21 protein-coding genes are annotated in these 21383 nt (G+C 74.8%); 9 read left to right on the top strand and 12 right to left on the bottom strand.

From position 1 onward, the window contains the following. Positions 1-37: 37 nt before the first annotated feature. Together ACFV7Q_RS29400 and ACFV7Q_RS29395 are read left to right on the top strand one after the other, a co-directional pair. Positions 38-880, top strand: a complete 843-nt coding sequence (locus ACFV7Q_RS29400) for a class I SAM-dependent methyltransferase (RefSeq protein ID WP_385432892.1) — start codon at positions 38-40, stop codon at positions 878-880. 186 nt (positions 881-1066) lie between these two features. Further along, a complete protein-coding gene (locus ACFV7Q_RS29395) occupies positions 1067-1537 on the top strand; it encodes a hypothetical protein (protein ID WP_385432891.1) in 471 nt (156 codons plus the stop codon). Between the two features lie 12 nt (positions 1538-1549). Here the strand turns inward: ACFV7Q_RS29395 and ACFV7Q_RS29390 are convergent, their stop codons facing one another. From ACFV7Q_RS29390 to abc-f, 3 genes are all read right to left on the bottom strand, one after another. Continuing rightward, positions 1550-2275: a hypothetical protein gene (locus ACFV7Q_RS29390; protein WP_385432889.1), complete on the bottom strand. Its 726-nt coding sequence runs from the start codon at positions 2273-2275 to the stop codon at positions 1550-1552. An 83-nt stretch (positions 2276-2358) separates the two neighbouring features. Then, entirely contained in the window at positions 2359-3255 is an 897-nt protein-coding gene (locus ACFV7Q_RS29385; RefSeq protein WP_385432887.1) for a virginiamycin B lyase, read from the bottom strand. A gap of 56 nt (positions 3256-3311) precedes the next feature. Beyond that, positions 3312-4937: a ribosomal protection-like ABC-F family protein gene (gene abc-f / locus ACFV7Q_RS29380; protein ID WP_385432885.1), complete on the bottom strand. Its 1626-nt coding sequence runs from the start codon at positions 4935-4937 to the stop codon at positions 3312-3314. Between the two features lie 113 nt (positions 4938-5050). Between abc-f and ACFV7Q_RS29375 the strand changes: the two genes are divergently transcribed. After that, a complete protein-coding gene (locus tag ACFV7Q_RS29375) occupies positions 5051-5701 on the top strand; it encodes a TetR/AcrR family transcriptional regulator (protein WP_385432883.1) in 651 nt (216 codons plus the stop codon). Between the two features lie 69 nt (positions 5702-5770). Here the strand turns inward: ACFV7Q_RS29375 and ACFV7Q_RS29370 are convergent, their stop codons facing one another. Both ACFV7Q_RS29370 and ACFV7Q_RS29365 read right to left on the bottom strand, forming a co-directional pair. Continuing rightward, entirely contained in the window at positions 5771-6559 is a 789-nt protein-coding gene (locus ACFV7Q_RS29370; protein ID WP_385432881.1) for a DUF2785 domain-containing protein, read from the bottom strand. Positions 6560-6626: 67 nt separating this feature from the next. Continuing rightward, positions 6627-7850, bottom strand: coding sequence for an MFS transporter (locus ACFV7Q_RS29365; RefSeq protein ID WP_385432879.1), 1224 nt, complete (start codon positions 7848-7850; stop codon positions 6627-6629). 109 nt (positions 7851-7959) lie between these two features. Here ACFV7Q_RS29365 and ACFV7Q_RS29360 point away from each other — a divergent pair, with 109 nt between their 5' ends. Further along, positions 7960-9039, top strand: a complete 1080-nt coding sequence (locus tag ACFV7Q_RS29360; protein WP_385432877.1) for a helix-turn-helix domain-containing protein — start codon at positions 7960-7962, stop codon at positions 9037-9039. A gap of 41 nt (positions 9040-9080) precedes the next feature. On the opposite strand, the gene ACFV7Q_RS29355 is transcribed toward ACFV7Q_RS29360, so the two are convergent. Further along, a complete protein-coding gene (locus tag ACFV7Q_RS29355) occupies positions 9081-9434 on the bottom strand; it encodes a hypothetical protein (protein WP_385432875.1) in 354 nt (117 codons plus the stop codon). A gap of 145 nt (positions 9435-9579) precedes the next feature. On the opposite strand from ACFV7Q_RS29355, the gene ACFV7Q_RS29350 reads away from it, so the two are divergent. Further along, complete coding sequence (locus ACFV7Q_RS29350) at positions 9580-10383, top strand: alpha/beta fold hydrolase (protein WP_385432873.1); 804 nt, start codon at positions 9580-9582, stop codon at positions 10381-10383. Between the two features lie 214 nt (positions 10384-10597). On the opposite strand, the gene ACFV7Q_RS29345 is transcribed toward ACFV7Q_RS29350, so the two are convergent. After that, positions 10598-13822 carry an amidohydrolase family protein gene (locus ACFV7Q_RS29345; RefSeq protein WP_385432871.1) on the bottom strand — a complete coding sequence of 1075 codons (3225 nt, stop codon included), beginning with the start codon at positions 13820-13822 and terminating at the stop codon, positions 10598-10600. A gap of 140 nt (positions 13823-13962) precedes the next feature. Between ACFV7Q_RS29345 and ACFV7Q_RS29340 the strand changes: the two genes are divergently transcribed. Both ACFV7Q_RS29340 and ACFV7Q_RS29335 read left to right on the top strand, forming a co-directional pair. Beyond that, on the top strand, positions 13963-14103 hold the full coding sequence (locus tag ACFV7Q_RS29340; protein WP_385432869.1) for a hypothetical protein: 141 nt from the start codon (positions 13963-13965) through the stop codon (positions 14101-14103). Then, positions 14100-14495, top strand: a complete 396-nt coding sequence (locus tag ACFV7Q_RS29335; protein WP_385432867.1) for an RICIN domain-containing protein — start codon at positions 14100-14102, stop codon at positions 14493-14495. Before ACFV7Q_RS29340 ends, ACFV7Q_RS29335 begins: the two co-directional genes overlap by 4 nt. An 89-nt stretch (positions 14496-14584) precedes the next feature. Here the strand turns inward: ACFV7Q_RS29335 and ACFV7Q_RS29330 are convergent, their stop codons facing one another. The 4 genes from ACFV7Q_RS29330 to ACFV7Q_RS29315 form a co-directional block, all read right to left on the bottom strand. After that, positions 14585-15808, bottom strand: a complete 1224-nt coding sequence (locus ACFV7Q_RS29330; RefSeq protein ID WP_385432865.1) for a cytochrome P450 — start codon at positions 15806-15808, stop codon at positions 14585-14587. 272 nt (positions 15809-16080) lie between these two features. Beyond that, a complete protein-coding gene (locus ACFV7Q_RS29325) occupies positions 16081-17313 on the bottom strand; it encodes a glycosyltransferase (protein ID WP_385432863.1) in 1233 nt (410 codons plus the stop codon). Continuing rightward, positions 17310-18086: a MerR family transcriptional regulator gene (locus tag ACFV7Q_RS29320; protein WP_385432861.1), complete on the bottom strand. Its 777-nt coding sequence runs from the start codon at positions 18084-18086 to the stop codon at positions 17310-17312. The genes ACFV7Q_RS29325 and ACFV7Q_RS29320 overlap by 4 nt, the downstream gene beginning before the upstream one ends. 103 nt (positions 18087-18189) lie before the next feature. After that, entirely contained in the window at positions 18190-18717 is a 528-nt protein-coding gene (locus ACFV7Q_RS29315) for a hypothetical protein (RefSeq protein ID WP_385432860.1), read from the bottom strand. Between the two features lie 94 nt (positions 18718-18811). Between ACFV7Q_RS29315 and ACFV7Q_RS29310 the strand changes: the two genes are divergently transcribed. Next, entirely contained in the window at positions 18812-19093 is a 282-nt protein-coding gene (locus ACFV7Q_RS29310; RefSeq protein WP_385432858.1) for a hypothetical protein, read from the top strand. 129 nt (positions 19094-19222) lie between these two features. On the opposite strand, the gene ACFV7Q_RS29305 is transcribed toward ACFV7Q_RS29310, so the two are convergent. Beyond that, complete coding sequence (locus ACFV7Q_RS29305; RefSeq protein ID WP_385432856.1) at positions 19223-19939, bottom strand: TetR/AcrR family transcriptional regulator C-terminal domain-containing protein; 717 nt, start codon at positions 19937-19939, stop codon at positions 19223-19225. 161 nt (positions 19940-20100) lie between these two features. Here ACFV7Q_RS29305 and ACFV7Q_RS29300 point away from each other — a divergent pair, with 161 nt between their 5' ends. Beyond that, on the top strand, positions 20101-21294 hold the full coding sequence (locus ACFV7Q_RS29300) for a cytochrome P450 (RefSeq protein ID WP_385432854.1): 1194 nt from the start codon (positions 20101-20103) through the stop codon (positions 21292-21294). The last annotated feature ends 89 nt before the right edge of the window (positions 21295-21383 follow it).

Raw genomic sequence — 21383 nt, 5'->3', positions numbered from 1 at the left:
TCGGCACGACGGCGTGCGTTCCAGGAGGTGTCACATCGTGGCCCAGGGTGCCCAGGAGTCCTACCCGGCCATGCGGCCGGCGGTCGCGGAGACGTACGGTCCGGCGGACCTGAGCCGGGAGTCCGTCTTCGCCGGCGGGTTCATCAACTTCGGCTACTGGCAAGCGATCGACCTGAGCGCCCCCCTCGGCGAGGCCGAGCGCATCCGCAGCCAGCAGGACCTGTACCGGCGGGTCCTCGACGCCGCCGCGCCGCTCGCGCGGACGCGGCTCCTCGAAGTGGGCTGCGGGCTCGGGATGGGCAGCGCGCTCGCCCTGGCGGAGTACGGGCCCGCCGGCGTCACCGGCATGGACATCCACCCGCAGCAGCTGGAGCGGGCGCGCGGCGCGCACGCCGGCCTGCTGCGCGAGGAGCCCGGGCGGCTGCGCTTCGTCCGGGGCGCCGCCGAGCGGATGCCCTTCGGGGACGGCGAGTTCGACGCCGTGGTGAGCGTGGAGGCGGCCCAGCACTTCCCCGACCTGCCCGCCTTCGCCGCCGAGACGGCGCGCGTGCTGCGACCGGGCGGCCGGGTGGCCGTCGCCAGCTTCTTCACCGTGGACGACACCCCCGACCGGCCGGCCGAACTCGCAGGACTGCTGCACACGTTCGAGACCGGGCTGGACATCGCCCGCCCGGTGGCCGCGCTCACCGACGCCCTCGGCGCGGCCGGGCTCGCGGACGCCCGGGCCCACTCCATCGGACCGGAGGTCTGGACGGGCTGGGACACCTGGCTGGCCCGGCTGTGGGCGCCGGGCACCTGGCCGCGGAACTTCTTCCGGGCGTACGAGCGCCGCATCCTCGACTACTACCTCGTCACCGCGACCCGCCCGGACCGCGGTTGACCGCCGGAACCCGAGCGCGAAGCCGAAGCCGAGCCCGAACCGAGCCCGAACCGAGCCCGTACCGAGCCCGATCTCGGACCCGGACCGGACCCGGGCCGGTGCACGCCGACGGTCCGCGCAGGTGCCCGCCGCCGGCCCAGAAATCCCGTTGGCGCGGGCGGCGCCCCCGACCTACCCTCCCTCGCGATGGAGATGTCCTTCCGGAAGCTGCCGGACAACCAGCACGAGATCCTCGTCCGTGCCCGCAAGGGCCCGGACGTCAGGCTGCCCGCCCAGCCGATCGGCCCCACCATGCCGCACGACCTGGTGCACGCCGTCGTGGAGACCGCCCTCGGCATCGACGACGGCTTCTGGGGCGCGATGGCCCGCGGAGCCACGTTCCAGGGTTTCGAGACGGTCGAGCCGGGCCGGCACCGCAGGTCCGGCATGAAGGTGCTCCGCCGCGGCGGGGACGCCGTGATGGCCGCGGAGCTCTCCGTGAACTGGGCCTACCGCGTGTGGCGCGGGCTGCCCGCGGAGGGCCGGGGCGTCGGTCGCCCGCCCATCGGCCCGGAGGCCCTGGCCCGCACCGGGCCCCGCCTGGACGCGGCCGCCGCCCGGTGGGCCGGTGTTCCCGAGGGCGGGGAGCTGGTCTGGCGCTGGGGCAGCGACCGCTGAGCCCTGCTGGGGCTACTGGAGTTCGGAGAGGTTCACGGACTGCTCCGGGGGCGGGGTCTTGGCCGGCACGGGCTCTCCGTAGGCGGAGAAGTCGGCGCGGCCCCGCTGGCCGCTCTCGACGCCCTCGACCCGGAGCAGGCGTGGCTCGCCCTCGGTGGCGACGTAGTACGTGGCCGTGTCGCCGCCGTCGCGTCCGGTGACCGTGACCGCCGCCTGCCCGTTGACGCTGGTCGTGCCGCCCTTCGTCAGTTTCTCCGAGGTCGGCCGTGAGGCGTACGTGCGCTGGAAGTCCTTCAGGTCGCAGACCTGGGTGAGCCCGCGCAGCAGGGCGTTCCCGGCGTTGCCGTGGATCCACCGGTCGTTGATCAGGGCGATCGCGTTGTCGCCGGCCGGCCCGGGCACCTGGGACCGGAGGAAAGCGTCGTCGGGCTTCAGCCACACGTCCTGACCCCGTTTGACGACGTCCGCGCTGCCGCCGCCCTTGGGTAGTCCGACGCTTCCGGTGCAGTTGCCGTTCACGTCGAGGTGGAGGTCCAGGGTCGTGGTCCCCGTCGCGTCCTGCACCTGCGCCACCATGCGCACGGACCGGGCGCCGGCCAGTTCGGCCCGCGCCCGGTCGACGATCACCTGCGCACCCTCGTCCTCGATGCCGTTGCCGGCGGGCGCCGCGAACCCCGCCAGCAGCGTGCTCGCCGCCCCGGCGGCCAGGACGGCGGCCACCCTCCGGAACCCGGACATCGCCTCACCTCCGATGAGGAACGCGCCACCCGATCAGCGTAGGTCGGGTTGACGGAGCGCGCAGTCGGGGGACGAGCCAAGGCCTACGCGATGCGGGCGATCACACCGTGCTCCAGCGCCGTGTAGAGGGCGCCGTCGGCACCGAAGGCGAGGCCGTGCGGCTCGCTGCCCGAGTCCGGCAGCGGGGTTTCGGTGATCCGGCCGTCGGGGGAGAGGGAGGCCACCCGGCCGGTGGCCCACTGGGTGAACCAGTGGCTCCCGTCGGGACCTGCCGTGATCGCGTGCGGGCGGCAGGCCGGATCGGGCAGCGGGAACTCCGTGATCTCGCCGTCGGTGGTGATCCGGCCGATCCGGCCCGCGTTGATCTCGGTGAACCACAGGGCCCCGTCGGCGCCGGCCGTCAGGCCCACCGGCCCGCACTCCGGATCGGGCAGCGGGTACAGGGTGATCCGGCCGTCGACGGTGATCCGGCCGAGGGCGCCGGCCCGGTTCAGGGTGAACCAGAGGGCGCCGTCCGCCGCCGCGGTGATGAAGGCCGGGAACCCGCCGGTGGAGGGCAGCGGGAACTCGCTCACCTCGCCGTCGGTGTCGATCCGGCCGATCCGGTCGGCGCCGGCCCGGGTGAACCACAGCGCGCCGTCGGGCCCCGCCGTGATGCCGTACGGGGTGGCCCCGTTCCCGGCGGCGGTGGCGGGGAGGGCGTAGGAGCGGGATCGCCCTGAGGTGTCGATCCGGCCGATGCGGTCGTCCCGCATGCGGGTGAACCACAGGGCCCCGTCGGGCCCGGGGGTGATGATCGCGGGCCCGCAGCCGGTGGAGTCCAGCGCGAATTCTTCGAGGTGACCGTCGGGGGTCAGGCGGGCGATGCGGCCGGTGTGCACGAGGGTGCACCACAGTGCACCGTCGGGGCCGGACGCGAGTGCGTACGGGCCGGAGGCGGGGTCGGACACGGGGAAGGTGCGGATGTGCGGGGAAGGCATGCGGTGGAGGTGTTCCTTTCGTTCGGGTGCAGGGGGTGGGGCAGGGGTACGTGGTGTCAGGTGGCAACGGCCGCGCAGGCGGCGGGCGCGAGTTCCAGGTGGGCGCCCTGCCACTGCGCGCGCAGCCGACGGTCGTGGCTGACGACGACCACCGCGCCGGCGAAGCCGGCCAGCGCCGCTTCCAGTTCCTCCGCGAGGGCGGGGGAGAGGTGGTTCGTCGGCTCGTCCAGCAGCAGCACGTCGGCGGGTTCGGTGACGAGCCGGGCCAGGGCCAGCCGTTGCCGCTGTCCCGCGGACAGCGCACCGACCGGTACGTGCAGCCGCTCGCGGTCGAACAGTCCCAGGGCCAGGAGCTGTTCGGCGTGTTCCTCGGCGGTGCCGGCGCGCCCGTGGGCGTACGCGGCCAGCAGCGTACGGCCGGCCGGGCCGGACTGCGCCTGCTGCGCGAGCAGGCCGACGCGTCCGCGCCGGACGACCTGCCCGCGGTCGGGGACCGCGGCGCCGGCGAGGATGCCGAGCAGTGTGCTCTTGCCGGCGCCGTTCGGGCCCGTGACCAGCAGGCGGTCGCCGGCCGAGACGCCCAGGTCGACGGGCCGGAGGCGGTCGTCGACCTGCACGCCGTCGGCCTGCAGGAGGACGCCCGAACGGGTGGCGGCGTGCAGCGCGGGCGTGAAGCGCAGCGGCTGCGGCGGGGCGGGCACGGGCCGTGCGAGCAGCCGTCCCAGCCGCTCCTCGGCGTTGCGGACCCGGCTCGCCAGGGACTGCTGCACCCGGCCGGCGGCCCGGTCGTAGGCCATCTTGTTGCCGTCCTTCATGGCCCGGCCCGGTGCGACGCGGCGGGCGGTGGTGGCGGCCGTGTCGCGCAGCCGCGCCACTTCCGCCTGCCACTCCTGGTGCGCCTGGACCCGGCGTTGCCGCTCGGCGGCCCGCTCGGCGAGGTAGCCCGCGTAGCCGGTGCCGTAGCGGGTGGTGGTGTGGAGGTCGCCGTCGACCTCCAGCAGGGCGGTGGTGACCCGTTCGAGGAAGACGCGGTCGTGGGAGACGACGACCGTGGTTCCGCGCCGGCCGCGGAGATGGTCCTCCAACCAGGTCAGGGCGGCGGCGTCGAGATGGTTCGTCGGCTCGTCGAGCAGGAGCACCTCGGGTGCGGCGGCCAGCAGGGAGGCGAGGCGCAGGCGGACCTGTTCGCCGCCGGAGAGCCCGGCGACCGTGCGGTCGCGCTCCAGTCCGACCAGGCCGAGGCCGTGCAGGGCGCGTTCGAGGCGGGCGTCGGCCTCGTACCCCCCGCGGAGTTCGAAGGTGGTGAGGAGGTCGGCGTACGCGGCGAGTACGGCGGGGTCGTCGCCGCAGTCGGCCATCCGCGCCTCCAGGCGGCGCATCTCCTGCTCCATGGAGCGCAGTTCGCCCAGCGACCGGTCGATCACCTGCTGGACGGTCAGGTGCGGGGGGAGGTGCTCCTCCTGGGCGAGGTAGCCGATGCCGCCGTCGGCCCGGGCGATGACCTCGCCCCGGTCGGGGCGTTCGGCGCCGGCGAGGAGGCGGAGCAGCGTGGACTTTCCGGATCCGTTCTCGCCGACGATGCCCAGCCGGGCACCGGAGGGGACGGAGCAGGTGACGGAGTCGAGGACGGGGCGGCCGTCGTAGGACTTGCTGACGTCAAGGGCGGTGAGCTGTGCAGTCATAGGGCGATTCCAGGGGCTCGGAGGCGTGCGGGTGCGGGGACGTGCGGCGCGGGCTGCGGAAGATCAGCACGGAAAACTCCTTAACGCGACGGATGTTGCACTAAGATGTTGCCATGGATTCCAGCAACCCCGCAAGCGCCTCTTCCGGGCCAACTGCCCGCCGCCGTACCGGTGGTCGTAGCGCCCGCGTCCGCGCCCAGGTCGTCGAGGCCGTCGGTGCGCTCCTGCTCGAAGCCGGGTACGACGGCCTGACGGTGGACGCCGTCGCCGAACGGGCCGGCGTCCACCGCACGACCGTCTACCGGCGCTGGCGCGACGTGGGAGGCCTGTTGGCCGACATCCTCGACGCCGCGGCCGACGACACCTGGCAGCCGCCGGACACCGGCTCGCTGGAGGGCGACCTCACCGAACTGAACCGGGAGGTGTACGACGCGCTCGCCGCCGGCCACACCCTGACCGCGGCCCTCATCGCCGCGTCCTTCCGTTCGGCGGGAGCCGCCGACGCGCTGAGCCGGTTCTGGGAGAACCGCTACGAACGCTGCGCAGCGGTCGTGGACCGCGCGGCCGCCCGCGGCGAAGTCCCCGCGGGCACCGCCCCCCGTGCCCTCCTCGTGTCCGCGACCGCCCCCCTCTACCACGAACTCCTCTTGCTGCGCAGCGCACCCGACCCCGCCCTGCCGGGCCGGGCCGCGCAGGCGGCCGTCGCTGCTGCGCGCGCCGGCGCCTTCCGGCGCACCGCAAGGACCCCGGGCGCGGCCGGGTAGCCCCTGCAACGCGGGGCGTGCAGGGGCCGGGCCCGGGGACGAGAGCGGCGACCGGCGCCGCGGAGGGCATCAGCGGGCGTACACCGTGTCCAGTACCTCGGCGAGCCGCTCCTTGAGCGCCGCCCGGTGCGCGAGCGCGACCGGCGCCGCGTCCGGTGCGGGGCGCGACCCGCGGTCGGTCAGCACGTACAGCATCCGCAGCGTGCGCAGGCAGTTGGAGACCCGGGCGGGCGTCGGGCCGCGGCCCAGGGCCCGCAGGTCCGCGGCGATCGGCTCCAGCCAGCCCGTGGCCGCCTCCTCGGTGAGGTCCTTCCGGGTCAGGGTCCGCGCGATCGCCATCGCCAGCCGGTCGTCCTCCAACTGTTCCCAGACGTACGGCGTCGGCGCGAGCAGGCGCTCGGCGGCCAGGTCGAGCATGCGCGCCGGCGCCACCTCGGGGCGCAGCCCGAACGTGCCGAGGAGGTCCGCACCGTGGGCCACGGCGTGCAGCCAGCCGAGCTCCTCGTGGTACCCGCGCAGATCCGACTCGGCCGGGTACCAGCGGGCGAAGGCGTCCACCCAGGCCGGGGCGAAGTCGCCCTTCGTGACGAGCATGTCCAGCACCAACGGGGCGAAGGTGCGGGCCTGGACCTCCGGGTCGCCGAAGCGGGCGGCCATCTCGTCGCCGAGGGCGTGCCGCCGCGGGGCGGCGATCACCCCGCGCCCGATCCACGTGCGCAGCACCCCGTACGGGGTTCCGTCCCGCACCTCGGGATCGGGGTCGGCCAGGGCGCGGGACAGCGCGCCCACCAGTTCTTCGAGGTCGTGGCCGTCCGGTACGGCGTAGTCGGCTTCTTCGATGGCAGTCCAATTGATCACGGGGCGAGGGTAGGGGGGCCGTCCGCCGCCCGGAAGCGGTTTTCGCCCGACGGGCCGGGGGCCGCGTTCACCTGCCGCGCACGCCGTCGGCGCGTGCGTGCGCGCCGTCCGTCGGGCCGGGCCGGCCGCGGTGCGCGGACAGGTGGCGGACCAGGGCCGCGCCGGCGAGCAGGGCGAGCAGCGCGCAGACGGCGGGCCAGCCGAACTGGGTGTGGGCGCGCACCCCGAGCCAGGAGCCCGCGGTGCCGCCCGAGTAGGCGCACGTCATGTAGGCGGTGTTGAGCCGACTGCGGGCGTCCGGGCGCAGCGCGTACACCCGCGACTGGTTGGCGACCATCCCGGACTGCATGGCCGTGTCCAGCAACAGGGTTCCCGCGATCAGCGCGGCCAGGCCCGCCGGGCCGCCGAGTGCGCCGCCCGCGAGGACGGCAGCCGATACGAGGACCCCGCTCAGGGAGACCAGGTTCACCCGGTCCGGGCCGTGCCGGTCCACGAGCCGCCCCGCGATCGGAGTGCACAGCATGGTGACCCCGCCGACCAGGGCCAGCAGGCCGACGGCCTGCGCCCCCATCCCGTAGCCGGGCCCGGTCAGCAGCAGGGCCAGGCTCGTCCACACGGCCGAGAACCCGCCGAAGACGGCGGCCTGGTAGAAGCAGGAGCGGCGCAGTTCAGGCTCGGCCCGCAGCAGCCGCAGCGGCTCCGCCAGGAACGCGCCGTACGGCTTGCCGGTCGCGGAGGCGGCCGGGACCGTGTCCGGCACCGCGTACCGCACGACCGCCGCCAGCACCAGGGTGACGACCGCGGCGACCAGGTACGGGGCCCGCCAGCCCAGCCACTCGCCCAGCACCCCGCTGAACGTACGGGCCAGCAGCATGCCCCCGGTCGACCCGCTCAGCAGCGTCCCGAGCACGGCCCCCCGCCGGTCGGGAGCCACCAGACCGGCCGCGAGCGGACCGATGACCTGCGCGGCCACGGTCGTCAGCCCGACCAGTGCGCTCGCGGCGACCAGCGGGGGCAGGGCCGGGGCGCAGCCCGCCCCCAGCAGGGCCAGACCGGTCAGGGACAACAGGACGACGAGGAGCGAGCGGTGCCGGATCCGGTCACCGAGCGGCACCAGCAGGACCATTCCGGCGGTGTAGCCGATCTGGGTGGCGGTGACCACCAGGGTGGCCCGGTCGGGCGGGACGCCGAGCCCGTCGGCGATCAGCGGGCCGACGGCCTGCGGGAAGTACAGGTTGCCGACGGCCACGGCACAGGTCACGGCCAGGACCAGCACCAGACGGCGGCTCATCCGGCCGCCCCGGGGGGCGCGCCCGGCAGGGGGTTGGCGATGGGGGAGGTCATGGAGGGAAGTCCACGGCACGGGACGCCCCCTGCCAACTGATGTAGCGTACTGCTTAATGATCAGTTTCGAGCTCGGTGTCGAGGACCTCGCGGACACGCGGTTCGCCGTCTCCCCCCTGAGCGAGACCGTCCTCAGCCTGCGCATCCTGCGCGATCCGGGCGTGTCCGCGCTGCACCTGCCGTGGCGCAGGTCCGTCCTGGGTCGGCTCGGGGCCCTCGACACCGGCCTCCTGATGTCCCTGGTCGCGGAGCGCCTCACCCTCCCCGACTTCCTTACCCCGCGGCCCGCGGCCTTCGAGCCGGCCTTCGCGGAGGAGCTGGCCGTGGTCCGGCGCACCCCGCCGGAGCTGGTCCGCCGCGATCTGCTGGCCGCTCACGCACCCGATCCGCTCCCCGAGGTGCTGCGGGCGGCGGTCCACGCGCCGGCCGCCCGCGGCGACGCGCGCGTCACGGCCCTCCGCGACCGCATCTGCGAACTCCTGCACCAGTACTGGGAGATCGCCGTCCAGCCGGTCTGGCCGCAGATCCGGATGGTGGCCGAGGCCGACATGACCTACCGGGCGCGGCGGTTGGCCCGGGGCGGCGCCCGCCTGCTCTTCGAGGACATGCACCCCCAACTGTGTTGGGAGGACGACGGGTCGCGCGGCGTCCTGCGCATCCACCGGACCATCGGCGGGTACCAGGCGCAGGCGTCCGGCCGTGGCCTGCTGCTGGTTCCGTGCGTGTTCGCGCACAAGCCGGCGCCGCCCGTCGGCCCGGAGGAGGCTCCCTCGCTGCTCTACCCGAGCCGCGGGGTGGCGACCCTCTGGGCACCCGCGCCCGCGGCCTCCCAAGCGCCCGGGCCCGGGCACGCGCACGCGTCCGGGCCCTTCCCGGCCGTCGGTTCCGCCGGGCCGGGAGCCGCGCCGGCCCTCGTACCGCTCCTCGGCGCGCCCAGGGCCCGGCTGCTCGGTCTGCTCGGGGAGCCGCTGGCCACGGTCGAGCTAGCCCGCCGCTTGCGGGTCACGCCGAGCGCGGTCTCCCAGCACCTGCGCGTGCTGTACGCGGCCGGGCTGCTCACCCGGGCCCGCCAGGGCCGGCAGGTCCTGTACCGGCGCAGCACCCTCGGCGAGCAACTCGCCGCCGGCCGCCCGTAGCGGTCGGTCCGCGCCCGCACTCGCGGCCGCGCTCCCGCGGCCTACGCGTGCTCGTACTCCTTGAGCGTGATGGCGGTCGCGGCCCGGTGGACCGGCTCGACGGCCCTGGCCAGCAGCCGCTCCTTGCCCGGGAGCCGGTCCAGCAGCGACAGCACCGCCATCGACACGCGCACCTGGCCCGCGGTGCGCAGCACCATGCGCTTGATGTTGGAGGGGCCCAACTCCTGGTTCCGTTCGACGTACGGCCTCATCTCCCGCTCGTAGGCGGCCAGGCCCGCCGCGAGGTCGCCGCGCGCCGCGGCCAGTTCGCCGGCGAGGACGTACGCGCCGACCAGGGCGAGGCTGGTGCCCTGGCCGGAGGCGGGGGAGGCGCGAACAGGCCCGGATCTTGCCAACTCACGTACGTTTCGGCCGCCTTGCGACCGGCAGGCCCGACCGGCGTCTCGGCCGCGAATCCATACAGGCGTATCGAACGCTCGTATGGAACGTTTGTATAGTTGATCTCGTTGTTCCTCAACCACACGACCGGAGAGTGCCGACATGCCCGTCCAGCCCGTACGCGCCGAACTGACCGTCGACGGCCGCACCCTGTCCTACCTTGACTTCGGCGGCCCGGGCCGCCCGCTCCTCGCCCTGCACGGCCACCTCTCCGAGGGCGCCTCCTTCATGCCGCTCGCCGCCGCCCTCGGACCGGCCTGGCGCGTCATCGCCCCCGACCAGCGCGGCCACGGCGACTCCGACCGTGCTCCCGAGTACGGGCGCGCCGGCTACCTCGCCGACCTCGTCGCCCTGCTCGGCCACCTCCGCCTGGACCGGGTCGTCGTCCTGGGCCACTCCCTCGGCGGCATCAACGCCTACCACCTCGCCGCCGAGCACCCCGAACTCGTCGGGGCGCTGATCGACGTCGACGCCCCGGTGGAGCTCCCCGACACAGGGACCGGCCCGTTGGACTTCGTTCTCGGCTTCCCCTACACCGCCGCCACCCGCGAGGAGCTGATCGCCGCCTGCGGCCCGGTCGGCCCGATCGTGGCCCCGGCCCTGCGCCCCCTGCCCGACGGCAGCGGCTGGCGGCTGCCCTTCCACCCCCGGGACACCGTCGACTCCGAGAACGCGGTACACGGCGACCACTGGGAGCAGTGGCTCGCCGGCGAGTGCCCCGCACTGCTGGTCCACGGGCTGAAGAGCCAGGTGTTGCCCCCCGAGCAGGCCCGGGACATGGTCGCCCGGCGCCCGCGGACCGCGTACCGACCCCTGGAGACCGACCACTTCGTGCAGGTCGGCGACCCGGAGGGCTTCGCCCGCGCCGTCCGGGACTTCCTCGACACCCTCGGCTCGCCGTCGTGACGCCCCGCGTCGAACGAAGCCCGAACCCGGAGGCTCACGGCAAAGAACGCCACTCAGTGCGCGAGGCGCTGCGCTCGGACGTCCGCCGGGCCCACGTCGCCACGTTCGGCTGGGGCGACTGGATCCGAACCGGCCGCCCGCCCGGCTGGCGCACGAAGGCCGGCTCCCCCTGACCGAAGGCGCGTCGGTCCGCCCGTAGAACAGGCTGACCCCGTCACACGGAGCAGCAGCCGTCCCGCAGCATCTGGCGGGTCACCGCGAGCCACTCCTGCGACCCCGCATCCCCCTCCGAACCCGGCCGCGCGGATCCGGCGTCGCGGGTCGCCGGGCCGGCCGTCTCCGCGAACGTCGACTCCAGGGCGCGGCGTTCGAACAGGACCCCACCCCGCATCGCCGCCCGGATGCGGATCAGAACGGCGAAGTCGGTGAACGGGTCGCCGTCCACGAGGGTGAGGTCGGCCAGCCGACCGGGCTCCACCGTGCCGAGGTGCTCCGCCACCCCGAACACGCGGGCCGGAGTGCGCGTCGCCGTCGTCAGCGCCTCGGCCGGAGTCAGCCCGTACCGGACCAGTGCCCGCAGGGCCAGGTGCAGGTGGAGGCCGACCGGGACGAGAGGGGCGTCCGTGCCGAGTGCCACTCGGCCGCCGTCCCGCAGCACCCGCCGGTAGGTGTCGACCTCCCGCTCCAGGACGGTGAGCTGCTGGGCCGTCGGCGGCTGCGCCGCGGCCGCCCGTACGGCCTCGACGTCCCAGGGCGGCATCAGGGCGGTCACCCGCGGGTCCGCCGCCGTCGCCGGGTCGGCGCCGAGCAGCGGGAGCGCGGTGAACGGGGTGGCGATCAGGTCGAAGCCGCCGTGCGCGTAGACCGCCACCGTGTCCTGGTGGGTGAGCCCGCCCGGGGTGGCGCCGTGCCCGTACTCGGCGCGCTCGGTGGCGACCAGATGGGTGGTCAGGTCCTGCCCGGACTGGATCCCGGCCGCGCACAGGTGGGATCCGGCCAGGACACCCAGCCGCTCGTGGGCGAAGGCGGCCGCCTGCTCCATCTGCCGGTAGGGGGCGCGCACGTACGTCTTGACGAGGTCCCAGTCGAGCTCCTCGGCCCGCCGGAGGGTCCGGGCGAAGCCCTCGCGGGTGCGGTGGGCGCGGCCCATGCTGTAGGCCACGCGAGGTCCGTCGAGCAGCTCCCCGCCGGCCAGCAGCCGTGGCGCCGTGAGCAGACCGGCCCGGATGTCCTCGCGCAGCCTGGCCTGTTCGTGGCCGGAGCCGCCGAGGGAGACGGTGGTGGTGACGCCGTACGCGAGCTGTAGCAGGCCCTGGCGGGCCCCGTACGTGTACGGGTACGCGTGCACGTGCGCGTCCCACAGGCCGGGTAGCACCGTCGCGGCGGACGCGTCGACGAACCGGCCGGCCCGACGCGTCCGCGCCGGGCGGTGCGGTGCGACGGCGGTGATCCGACCGCCGCTGACGAGGACGTCGACGTCGGAGCGGGGCGCCGCCCCCGTGCCGTCCCACAGCAGCCCGGCGTGCACGACCGTGTCGACGGGCGCGGGCCGCCGGTACGACAGCACGACCGGCACGGTACGCGGTGCGCCGGCGGTCCGGCCGTCCGCGTCGAACGCGAGGAGGCGCAGCCGGGCCCCCGACTGGTAGAGCAGCGTGCGGGAGTCCGCCGACCACGACGGATGGTCGGCGGGTTCGTCGGTGAGCCTGCGGGCCGTGCCGGAGGGGCTGCCGTCGGCGTGCACCGGCAGGAGCCACAGGGCCGATTCGCTGACGCAGGCGAGGTGGCGGCCGTCGGGCGACCAGACGGGCCCGCTGGCGTAGCGGTCGGAGAGCGAGGCGTGCGGGGCGAGCGCGTGCAGCCGGTCCCTGCCGGTGCGCGTGTCGACGATGCGGATGAGGTTGTACCCCTCCCGGAAGCGCCGGCTCAGCCGGTTGCGGTCGCAGAGCGCGAGGTACCGGCCGTCGGGCGACCAGCTGGGCCGGCCGGGTAGACCGCCCCCGCCGAGCGCCGCGACCAGCGGGGTGTCGGTGCCGGTGGCGAGGTCGCGTACGAGGAGCCGGCCGGCCAGGTCCAGGGCCGCGAGCCGGGTGCCGTCCGGGGAGGGGACGCCGTAGACGCGGCCGCCGGCGGCGAGCACCGTGTCCCGGCCGGTCGCCGGGTCCAGGCGGCGCACCGCGTTCAGCCCGGACCGGTCGTCGGTGTAGACCAGGCCCGTACCGTCCGCGGTCCACACCGGGCCCTGCACGTAGGCGGTGGCGGGCGGCCGCAGGATCCGGCGGGGGGCTCCGCCACCGGTCGGTACGGTCCACAGGGAGTTGAGGGCGGCGAAGGCCACCGTGCGGCCGTCGGGTGACAGGCAGGGCTGGTGGATCCCCCGGACCGGCTGCCTCCGCTCGGCGTCCAGGACGTAGTCCTTGAGTCGCGGCCGGGGCCGGTGCACCTCCAGCACGGCATCGAGGGGGATCTCGCGGCCGATGTGGTCCCGGTGGGGGCGGATCACTCGGAACCGGCCGTCGAGCGTGACGAGCAGGTCGTCGTCGCCGATCCAGCGCGGGGGAGCGGGGGCGAGGTCCCCTTCGAGGAGGACGGGCCGGCCGTCCACGAACAGGGTCATCGCCTCGGCCCGCCGCGGGCCGGGCAGCGCGCACAGCCACGCCGTCCGCCCGGCCGGGGACAACGACGGGGCGAGCAGCTTCCCTTCGACGGCAGTGTGCTCGACCCGTACCAGACCTTCTCCGCGGGCCGGGACGGAGGCGAGCGTCCGAGCGGTGAGGGCGTCCCCGGCGACCGTGCCCCGCACGAAGAGCACCCGCGTACCGTCCGCGGACCAGGCGGGGTCGTAGTCCTCCCACTGCGCCGCCCGGTCGGGCCCGTCCTGGCCGGGCAGCCCGGTCAGCCGGCGCAACTGCCCGTCCCGGACGCCGACCGTCCAGATGCGGTACGGGCTGCCCGCCACCGGATCGCCGCCGCGCTCGGAACAGAAGGCGAGGGTTTGCCCGTCGGGAGCCCATGCGGGCGCCCGGTGGTCGAACATGCCGTCGGTCAGCTGCCGCAGGCCCGAACCGTCGGGCTGCATGACCCAGATGTGGAAGGCCCCGCCCCGGTAGGCGCTCATCGCGACCTGGCGGCCGTCGGGGGAGAACACCGGACGGCACGGCTCCAGGTCCGGCGGGGTGAGCGGGGTCGCGGCACCGCCGTCCGGGGGCACCGACCAGAGGACGTTCTGCACCTCGGCGATGACGCGGTCGCCCGAGGCGGTCGCGGTCGCCGCGCCGTTGGTCGCGGCCGTGAACCGGAGCCGGACCGCATCCCCGTCCGCGGCCCGGGCCCCCGAAGCCCCGTCGGCCGCCGCTGCCGCCCCTGTCGGGGGGACCGCGGCCGGCAGGGCCGTCAGCACACCACCGGAGACCGCCTTCAGGACCGCCCTGCGCCGCACCCGCACCACAACCCCTCGCCCCGCTCCACCGATCACCGCCCGTCAGCCGCTGAACGATCAAGGGGACCGGGAAGCAACGGCACGGCCCCCGACCAGGGTTCCCGTTGCGCCGGGGCCTGGGACACCTGATCGTTTCTGCGGTGAAGGTGCTCGCCCGTCCGGGTGAGCTGGCGGCCGCCGGCCTGTCGCCGGCCGCCGGGCCCGGTACACACACGATCACGATCAAGAAGTTGCTGCGCGGCCTTCCCGCGCTCGCCTCGCCGCCGTTCCCCTCCTCGTGACCGCGCCGCCCGCCCACGCGGCGAACACCTTCCGGATCGTCACGGCCCTGAACGCCAAGTGCCTGGCCCCCAACGGCGACAACGTCGAGGTGCAGACCTGCCGCGGCACCGGCAACCAGCTCTGGTACTGGGACGCCGGCAAGCTGCGCAACCTGGCCGAACTCCACTGCCTCGACGTCCGCAACGGTGAGGTCGACGCCGCCGCCCAGGCGGTCGGTGACTGCCACGGCCTGCCCAACCGGCAGTGGCGGACCGACGGCGCCTGGCTGCGCACCCAGGTCAACAACCAGTGCCTCAGCATCCAGAACCACGGGGACCCGAACGAACACGCGGGCGTCAACCTCCGCAACTGCGGCCCGTACGCCTGGCAGCACTGGCGTTTCGAGGCCTGACCGGCTGCCCCGTGCTGGCACCACGGCCTGACGGAGGCGACGTCCGTTCACTGGGCGGCTGCGCGCGCACCGGCGGCCGCCCGGACCGCCTACCAGGCCACGTGCAGTGCCTCCGGTGAGCGGTGGATCAGGGTCGGGCGCATCCGCGGCGGCGGGCGGTCCCCGGCCAGCCGCAGGTCCGGCAGTCTGCGGGTCAACAGCTCTAGCGTCAGGCGCAGTTGTTCCCGCGCCAGCCGGGACCCCGGGCAGCCGTGGGGGCCGTGCCCGAACGCGAGGTGGCTCCGGTCCGCGGGGCGCCGGACGTCGAACTCCCGGGGCCGCTCGTAGCGTTGCCCGTCCCTGTTGGCGGAGCCGTACGCCACGAGCAGGGTGGCTCCGGCGGGCAGTTCGGTCCCGGCGAGGGTCACCGGCCGGGTGGTGGTGCGCCGGAAGGCCTGGACGGCCGCGTCGAAGCGGGCGCCCTCCTCCACGGCGGCCGGGATCAGTCCCGGGTCGGCGCAGAGCATCTGCCACTGCTGCCGGTCGGAGAGCAGGTGCAGCAGGGTGGTGGCGATGAGGGCGCTCGTGGTGAGGAAGCCGGCGATCAACAGGTTCTGCAGGGCGGCGACCAGCTCGTGGCGCTGGTCGGCGGTGAGTTCCGCCTCCCCGGGGGCCAGCGCGGCGACCAGCTCCGAGCACAGGTCGTGGCGCGGGCGGGCGCGCCGGTCGCGGGCGAGGCGGTCCAGCAGGTACTGGAGGGCGACCACGTCCTCGGCGGCGGCCGCCTGCGCCTGCGGCGTCAGGGGGCGGAAGGCCATCTCCTCCGCCCGGTAGCCGCCGTGCACGGCCGCGGGAACGTCCGCCGCGTCCAGTCCGATCAGCCGCCCGATCACCTGGCCGGGCAGCTGTCGGGCGTACGCCTCCACCAGCTCCGCGGCCCCGTCGGCGGCGAAGGCTTCGACCAGCGCCTCCGCGCAACCGCGGGCGTACGGGACGACCCCTGCGACCCGGGCCGCGGACAGTCCCCGGGTCAGCGGGGCCCGCAGCCGACGGTGGGCGGCCCCGTCCGAGGAGACGACGGTGGGCCGCGGCTCGAAGCCGCCCGCGAGCACGCCGAGCGCCTCCTGCGACAGCGGCACGTCCGGCAGCAGGGCGTGCGCCGAGGAGAAGTCCTCCGCGCGGCGGAGCACCTCCCGCACGTCCCGGTCGCGCGCCACCAGCCACGCGTCGGCCTCCGGCACGTACAGCAGGCCCTCGGCCCGGCGCGCGCGGGTGTAGCGGGGGTAGGGGTCGCGGTAGAACTCGTCCCGCCTCGCCTGGTCGTGCCGTGCCACACGGGCCTCCGGGGGTGCGGTCGGGTCCGGCTGCCGCCGCGGCCGGCGGGTCCGGACGGGTTCGGGTGCGTCGGGCATCCTGCCCGACACCGCGCCCGCCCGGAAGACCGCCCCACCCCCTCCACCGGGCCACCGCACCCGCACGGGCAACAGCGCTGCCCGCAGCGGGTGGTGGCCCCCGTTCGATCTCCGCCGGAGCCGCGGCTGAGCGTCCGGCCGGAGCGATGCCCGTCCATGCGCGGATCCGGGGCACCGGGTGACGGCCGGAGTCGTCACCCGGACAGCAGGCGCTCCACCTCGCGTACGACGTGGCCCGCCCCGTCCTCGGCGGCCATCGGTCGGGCGACCGCTGCGGCCCGGGCACGGTGGCCCGGCTCCTGCACCGCCTTGCGGAGCGCCCGTGCGAGGGCGGGCGCGGACAGTTCCTTGAACGGGAGCGGTTCCGTGGCGGCGCCCAGGGCCGCGACCCGGCCGGCCCAGAACGGCTGGTCGGCCGTGACCGGGACGGGAACCGCGGGCACCCCCGCCCGCAGCGCGGCAGCCGTCGTACCGGCGCCGCCGTGGTGCACCACGGCCGCAGTACGCGGGAACAGCAGCTGGTGCGGCACCTCGCCGACGGCCAGGACGTCGTCACCGGTGGCGTGCAGGCCTGCCGCTCCGGCCTGCAGGACGCCCCGGAGTCCGGCCTCCCGCAGGGCCCGCACCGCGATGTCGCCGAGCCGCTCGCCCTCGCCGGCCGCCATGCTGCCGAAGCCGACGAAGACCGGCGGCGGCCCGGCGTCCAGGAAGTCGGCCAGCTCCGGCGGGAGCCGGGCGTCCACCGCGCAGTGCGGCCACCAGTTGCCGACGACCTCCAGGCCCGCCCGCCAGTCGTCGGGGCGGGGGAGGAGTGCGGAGCTGAAACCGTGCAGGACCGTCCAGCCGGCCCGGTCCAGCCGCTTGCGCACGGCAGGCTGGGCGCGCGGCGGCAGCCCGAGGGTGGTGCGCAGCTCCCGTGCGGCCTCGGCGTGCATGCGGTCGACCACGCGCAGGGCGAGGCGGCCCGCTGCCCGGTTCCCCCACGGGCCGAGGGAGCGGCCGGCGGCGACCACCGGGGGGAAGCCACCCGTGGGCGCCACCGGCTGCAGGTACACCCCCAGCGCCGGTATCCCCAGGGCCTCCGCCAGGTGCCAGCCGAGCGGCGCCGTCGTGGTCGACAGCAGCAGCACGTCCGCCCCGCGGGCCCCGCCGGACGGCCCGCCGGACACGGCAAGGCCCGCCACGCCCCGACCGAGCTCCCGTACGAAGGCGGCGGCCCGGCGCATCATCCCCCCGTTGTCGCCCGGCCCCCCGCTCGGATCGGCCACGATCCCGCGGAACTCCAGACCGGCCCGCTCCACCAGGTCCGCGAACTGCTCCGGCGCCGCCAGCGCGACACGGAACCCGGCTTCCTGCAGCCGGCACCCCAGCCCGGTGTACGGGGCGACGTCGCCGTACGACCCCGCCGCCGCGATGAGGACCCTCATCGTGTCCGCACCCGCCCCGCGTTGGCGTGGACGGCGTCCCGCAGGTAGCGGTCGAGCCCCGGCCGCTGCTCGGGGGCCGGCACCACGAGGGCGAAGGCGCGTGCGTCCTCGACGTACTCGTCCGCGATCCGGCAGTGCATCTCCGGCGGGCACGGCGTGAACCAGCGGCTGATGTGCCCGCGGTGCTCCTCGGCGAGGTCCATGGCCCGGGGGCCGTCGGCCGCCGCCCCCTCCTCGAAGGCCGTGACGAGCGACCGCCGCCAGTGCGCGGCCTCCGCCATGAGGGCGCGCCACTCCTCCTTGGTGTGGGCGGCCGCCCGGGCCATGGCCCGCTGGTGCCCCTCGCTCTCGCCCCACTTCAGGTGCGCGTCGGTCGCATAGCTCAGGTCGAACGTGACGTCGCCGAACACCTCGAACCGCTCCTGCGGGGTGAGCCGTACGCCGGTCTGTTGCACCTCGATGGCCCGCTCGGCGACCTCCACCAAGCTCTGCAGGCGGGTGATCTGCTCCTTCAGCGACCGGTGGCGCTCGCGCAGGTGACCGAGGGCGTCCGCATCGGGATCAGCCATGATCGTACGGATCTCGTCGAGCGGGAAGCCGAGTTCGCGGTAGAACAGGATCTGCTGGAGCCGTGCCAGGTCCGCGTCGCTGTAGAGGCGGTAACCGGCGGGGCTGCGGTCGCTGGGGGACAGCAGTCGTGCCTTGTCGTAGTGATGCAGGGTGCGCACGGTGACCCCGGCGAATCCGGACACCTGCCCGACTGAATAGCTCATGAAACGACCTTTCCGTTCCGTCGGACCGAGCCTGTGGCCTGACGTAAGGGGAGGGTCAAGCGGAGCCCGGCGGACCCGGGCCGGCCGGTGCGCCGGTGCGTCCTCACCGCTCGGGGGACACCCCGAGGTCACGGCGCATGGCGGCCCGCATGTCCCGCAGCAGGTCCCATAGCGCCTCCCGAGCCGCGGCCGCGGCCTCCAGCGTGTCCCCGGCCGCAACTGCGTCGCCGCGTTCGAGGCGCTTGACCCGGCCGTAGACCTCGTTGAGTGCTTGGTTGACCGCACTCGCGCGGGCGAGGACCTCGTCGGGGGCGATCATCTGCGCCTCGGAGTACCGGTCGCGGTGGGCCCGCTTCGCCCCGTCGAGTTCCTGCCGGTCGGCGTCCTCGACGGCGCCTTCGCGTACGAGGTGCAGGTGGTGGTTGAGCGCCGTGGTGAACTGGCGTGCGTCCCGGTTGAGTTCCACGTAGCAGGTGCGCCGCAACAGCAGGCCGTCGCGGGTCTGCTCCTGGTCCCGGACCAGGTCGAGCTCCCGGCGTTTCGCCCGTTCGGCGGCGCGCTGGGTGAGGAAGGCTCCCCCCAAGGTGCCGGCCATGCCCGCCACCGCGATGACCACTGCGCCGATGTCCACGAACCCCCCTGACGGTCCTTCATGTCCCGGAACATGCTACGGCGTGTTACGGAAATCGTTTGGTCCGCTCGTCGGACACGCATACCCTCTGGCCGTGATCCGGATGACGAATGACGAGTTGCGTGGCTATCAAGTGGGACCCGTACGTGCCGAGCTCCGCACGCTCACGGTGAGTGACGACCGTGAAGGCATTCTCGAAGGGACGCCACACCTCCACCGTCGCTTTCGTCTGATGGGCATCGAGAAGGCGATGGCGGCGACGCCGCACTTGTACGTGCACGATCTCGACAAGCTCCGGGCCGATGCGCAGGCGCGGGTCGAGGAGTGGCTGCCGCGAGAGACGGTTGACGTCGTGGTGCACGCCCGAGGGCATTGACGGGCCTGGGCATACGGTGCTCTCGGTGATGTGGTTCCAAACGGCTGGGCAGGATCCCTTCGCCCACCTGGCCGCGATCACGCGCCCCCTGGACTGGACTTCGCTCGCCGAGTTCGTACCTTTCGAGGACTAGGCTGACCGTGGGTCAGTGCCGTCCCGGGTGCCGGCCGCTGCGGTGAGGCGGGCTTCGAGGCCGTCGAGGATGGCCTCCACCCCGAACTCGAACTTCCGGCGCGCCGCCTCGGCCGGGCCCAGGTCCGCCTGCGCCTCCAGGCGGGCCCGCAGTCGCGGGTACTGGGATGCGATCCCGGTCGCCCACGTGACGACGTCCTCGCCGGGTCCGCCGTCCTCGCCCCTACCCGGGCGGATCCGCGCCCGCACCATCGCCGCCTTGACCGCGTCGTCGATGGCCGCCCCCGCCAGGAACGTGAAGGCGGTGTTCACCGCCCAGTCGAGGTCCGGGCCCGTGAAGCCGGCGGCCTCGTAGATCGCGTAGCTGTGGTCCTGGAGTCCGGCCATGCCGTGGCCGTAGACGAAGTGCGTGCTGACGGCGGTGATGAGCCAGGGGTGCCGCAGCGTCATGTCGTGGGCCGCGTGCACCAGGGCGCGCGCGGCGGCGCGCCATCCGACCTCGTCAGGGTCCAGGCGCTCGATCTCTCCCCACACGCGGTCCGCGGCGAGGACGACGAGGTTCTCCTTGTTCCCCACGTGCCAGTACATGGCGGTGGGCGCCGACCCGAGCTGGCGGCCCAGCTTGCGCATGCTCAGGCCGTCGATCCCCTCGGCGTCGAGCAGGTCGATGGCGGCCTGGACGATCTGGTCGCGGTTCAGGGTCTCTCGGGGCACGGGCCAAGGGTAGTGCAGTTCTTGCACGCCGTTCAATCCCCTTCTTGCACGGCGTGCAACTCCTGTTCTACGGTGAGCGGGCCGAGGAGTTGCACACCGTGCAAGTCCGCCGGCGCCCTCCACGTCATCGCCGCCGCCGTCCGTCCACACAGGGGGAAACCGTGACCGACGCACCGCTGACCGCCCTGCCCACCGCCCGCCCCGCCGGCTGTCCCTTCGACCCGCCGCGCGAACTGGTCGCACTGCGCGCACACCGCCCCGTCAGCCGGATGACCTATCCCGACGGCCACGAAGGCTGGTTGGTGACGGGGTACGGCCCCGCCCGCGCCGTCCTCGCCGACCCCCGGTTCAGCTCGCGCTACGAGCTGATGCACCTCCCCGTACCGGGCGGCCCCGACGGCACGCTGCCCCCGGCGCCGATCGGCGACATGACCGGGATCGACGCCCCCGAGCACACCCGCTACCGGCGGCTGCTCGCCGGCCGGTTCACCGCCCGCCGCATGCGCCTGCTCGCCGAGCGGGTCGAGGAGATCACCGCCGACCACCTGGAAGCCATGGCGCTCAGCGGCCCCGAGGTCGACCTGGTCGCGGCGTTCGCGCAGCCCGTTCCCGCCCTCGTGATCTGCGAGCTGCTCGGCGTCCCGTTCGCCGACCGCGAGACCTTCCAGCGCCACGTCCACGCCCTCATGAGCCTGGACGTGAGCCAGGAGGACCGGATCGCGGCCGTGGTGGGGCTGCAGCAGTACATGCTGGACCTGGTCCGCGCGAAGCGGTCGGCCCCGACCGACGACCTGCTCAGTGACCTGACCGCCAGTGACCTCACCGAGGAGGAACTCGCGGGCCTGGGCGGCTTCCTGCTCGGCGCCGGACTCGACACCACCGCCAACATGCTCGCCCACGGCACGTTCGCGCTGCTCACCCATCCGGAGCAACTCGCCGCCCTGCGCGCCGACGAGGGCCTCGCCGACAGCGCCGTCGAGGAGCTGATGCGCTACCTCAGCGTCGCCCACACCATGGTCCGGGTGGCCCTGGAGGACATCGACCTGGACGGCTGCACCATCAAGGCAGGGGAGACCGTCACGCTGTCCGTCGAGTCCGCCAACCGCGATCCCGAGCGCTTCCCCGACCCCGACACCCTCGACATCCGCCGCAGGGCCACCGGGCAGCTCGGCTTCGGCCACGGCATCCACCAGTGCCTGGGCGCCCAACTCGCCCGCGTCGAGATGTCCGTCGCCCTGCCCGCCCTCGTGCGCCGTTTCCCGGCCCTGCGCCTGGCCGTCCCGGCCGCCGACGTCCCGCTGCGCACCGGCATGAACATCTACGGAGTGCACCGGCTCCCGGTCGCCCTCGGGTGACGGCGCGGCGCCGCGGCTGCCCGGGAACGGCGACGCCGCCGCGGCGCCGCGAGAAGGCGGGCTCCCCGCCCCGGACACGGGTCCGGAGC

Source organism: Streptomyces sp. NPDC059851, assembly GCF_042732005.1.
GTDB lineage: Bacteria > Actinomycetota > Actinomycetes > Streptomycetales > Streptomycetaceae > Streptomyces.
The sequence above is the reverse complement of the archived record's forward strand: the minus strand, read 5'-3'. Positions and strand labels throughout refer to the sequence as shown.

Bases quoted from the DNA above. Each gene is read 5' to 3' on its own strand.
- abc-f (WP_385432885.1), bottom strand. From the start codon at position 4,937: ATGACTGCACAGCTCACCGCCCTTGACGTCAGCAAGTCCTACGACGGC.
- ACFV7Q_RS29360 (WP_385432877.1), top strand. From the start codon at position 7,960: ATGATCAGTTTCGAGCTCGGTGTCGAGGACCTCGCGGACACGCGGTTC.
- ACFV7Q_RS29350 (WP_385432873.1), top strand. From the start codon at position 9,580: ATGCCCGTCCAGCCCGTACGCGCCGAACTGACCGTCGACGGCCGCACC.
- ACFV7Q_RS29375 (WP_385432883.1), top strand. From the start codon at position 5,051: ATGGATTCCAGCAACCCCGCAAGCGCCTCTTCCGGGCCAACTGCCCGC.
- ACFV7Q_RS29395 (WP_385432891.1), top strand. From the start codon at position 1,067: ATGGAGATGTCCTTCCGGAAGCTGCCGGACAACCAGCACGAGATCCTC.
- ACFV7Q_RS29390 (WP_385432889.1), bottom strand. From the start codon at position 2,275: ATGTCCGGGTTCCGGAGGGTGGCCGCCGTCCTGGCCGCCGGGGCGGCG.
- ACFV7Q_RS29365 (WP_385432879.1), bottom strand. From the start codon at position 7,850: ATGAGCCGCCGTCTGGTGCTGGTCCTGGCCGTGACCTGTGCCGTGGCC.
- ACFV7Q_RS29320 (WP_385432861.1), bottom strand. From the start codon at position 18,086: ATGAGCTATTCAGTCGGGCAGGTGTCCGGATTCGCCGGGGTCACCGTG.
- ACFV7Q_RS29325 (WP_385432863.1), bottom strand. From the start codon at position 17,313: ATGAGGGTCCTCATCGCGGCGGCGGGGTCGTACGGCGACGTCGCCCCG.
- ACFV7Q_RS29385 (WP_385432887.1), bottom strand. From the start codon at position 3,255: ATGCCTTCCCCGCACATCCGCACCTTCCCCGTGTCCGACCCCGCCTCC.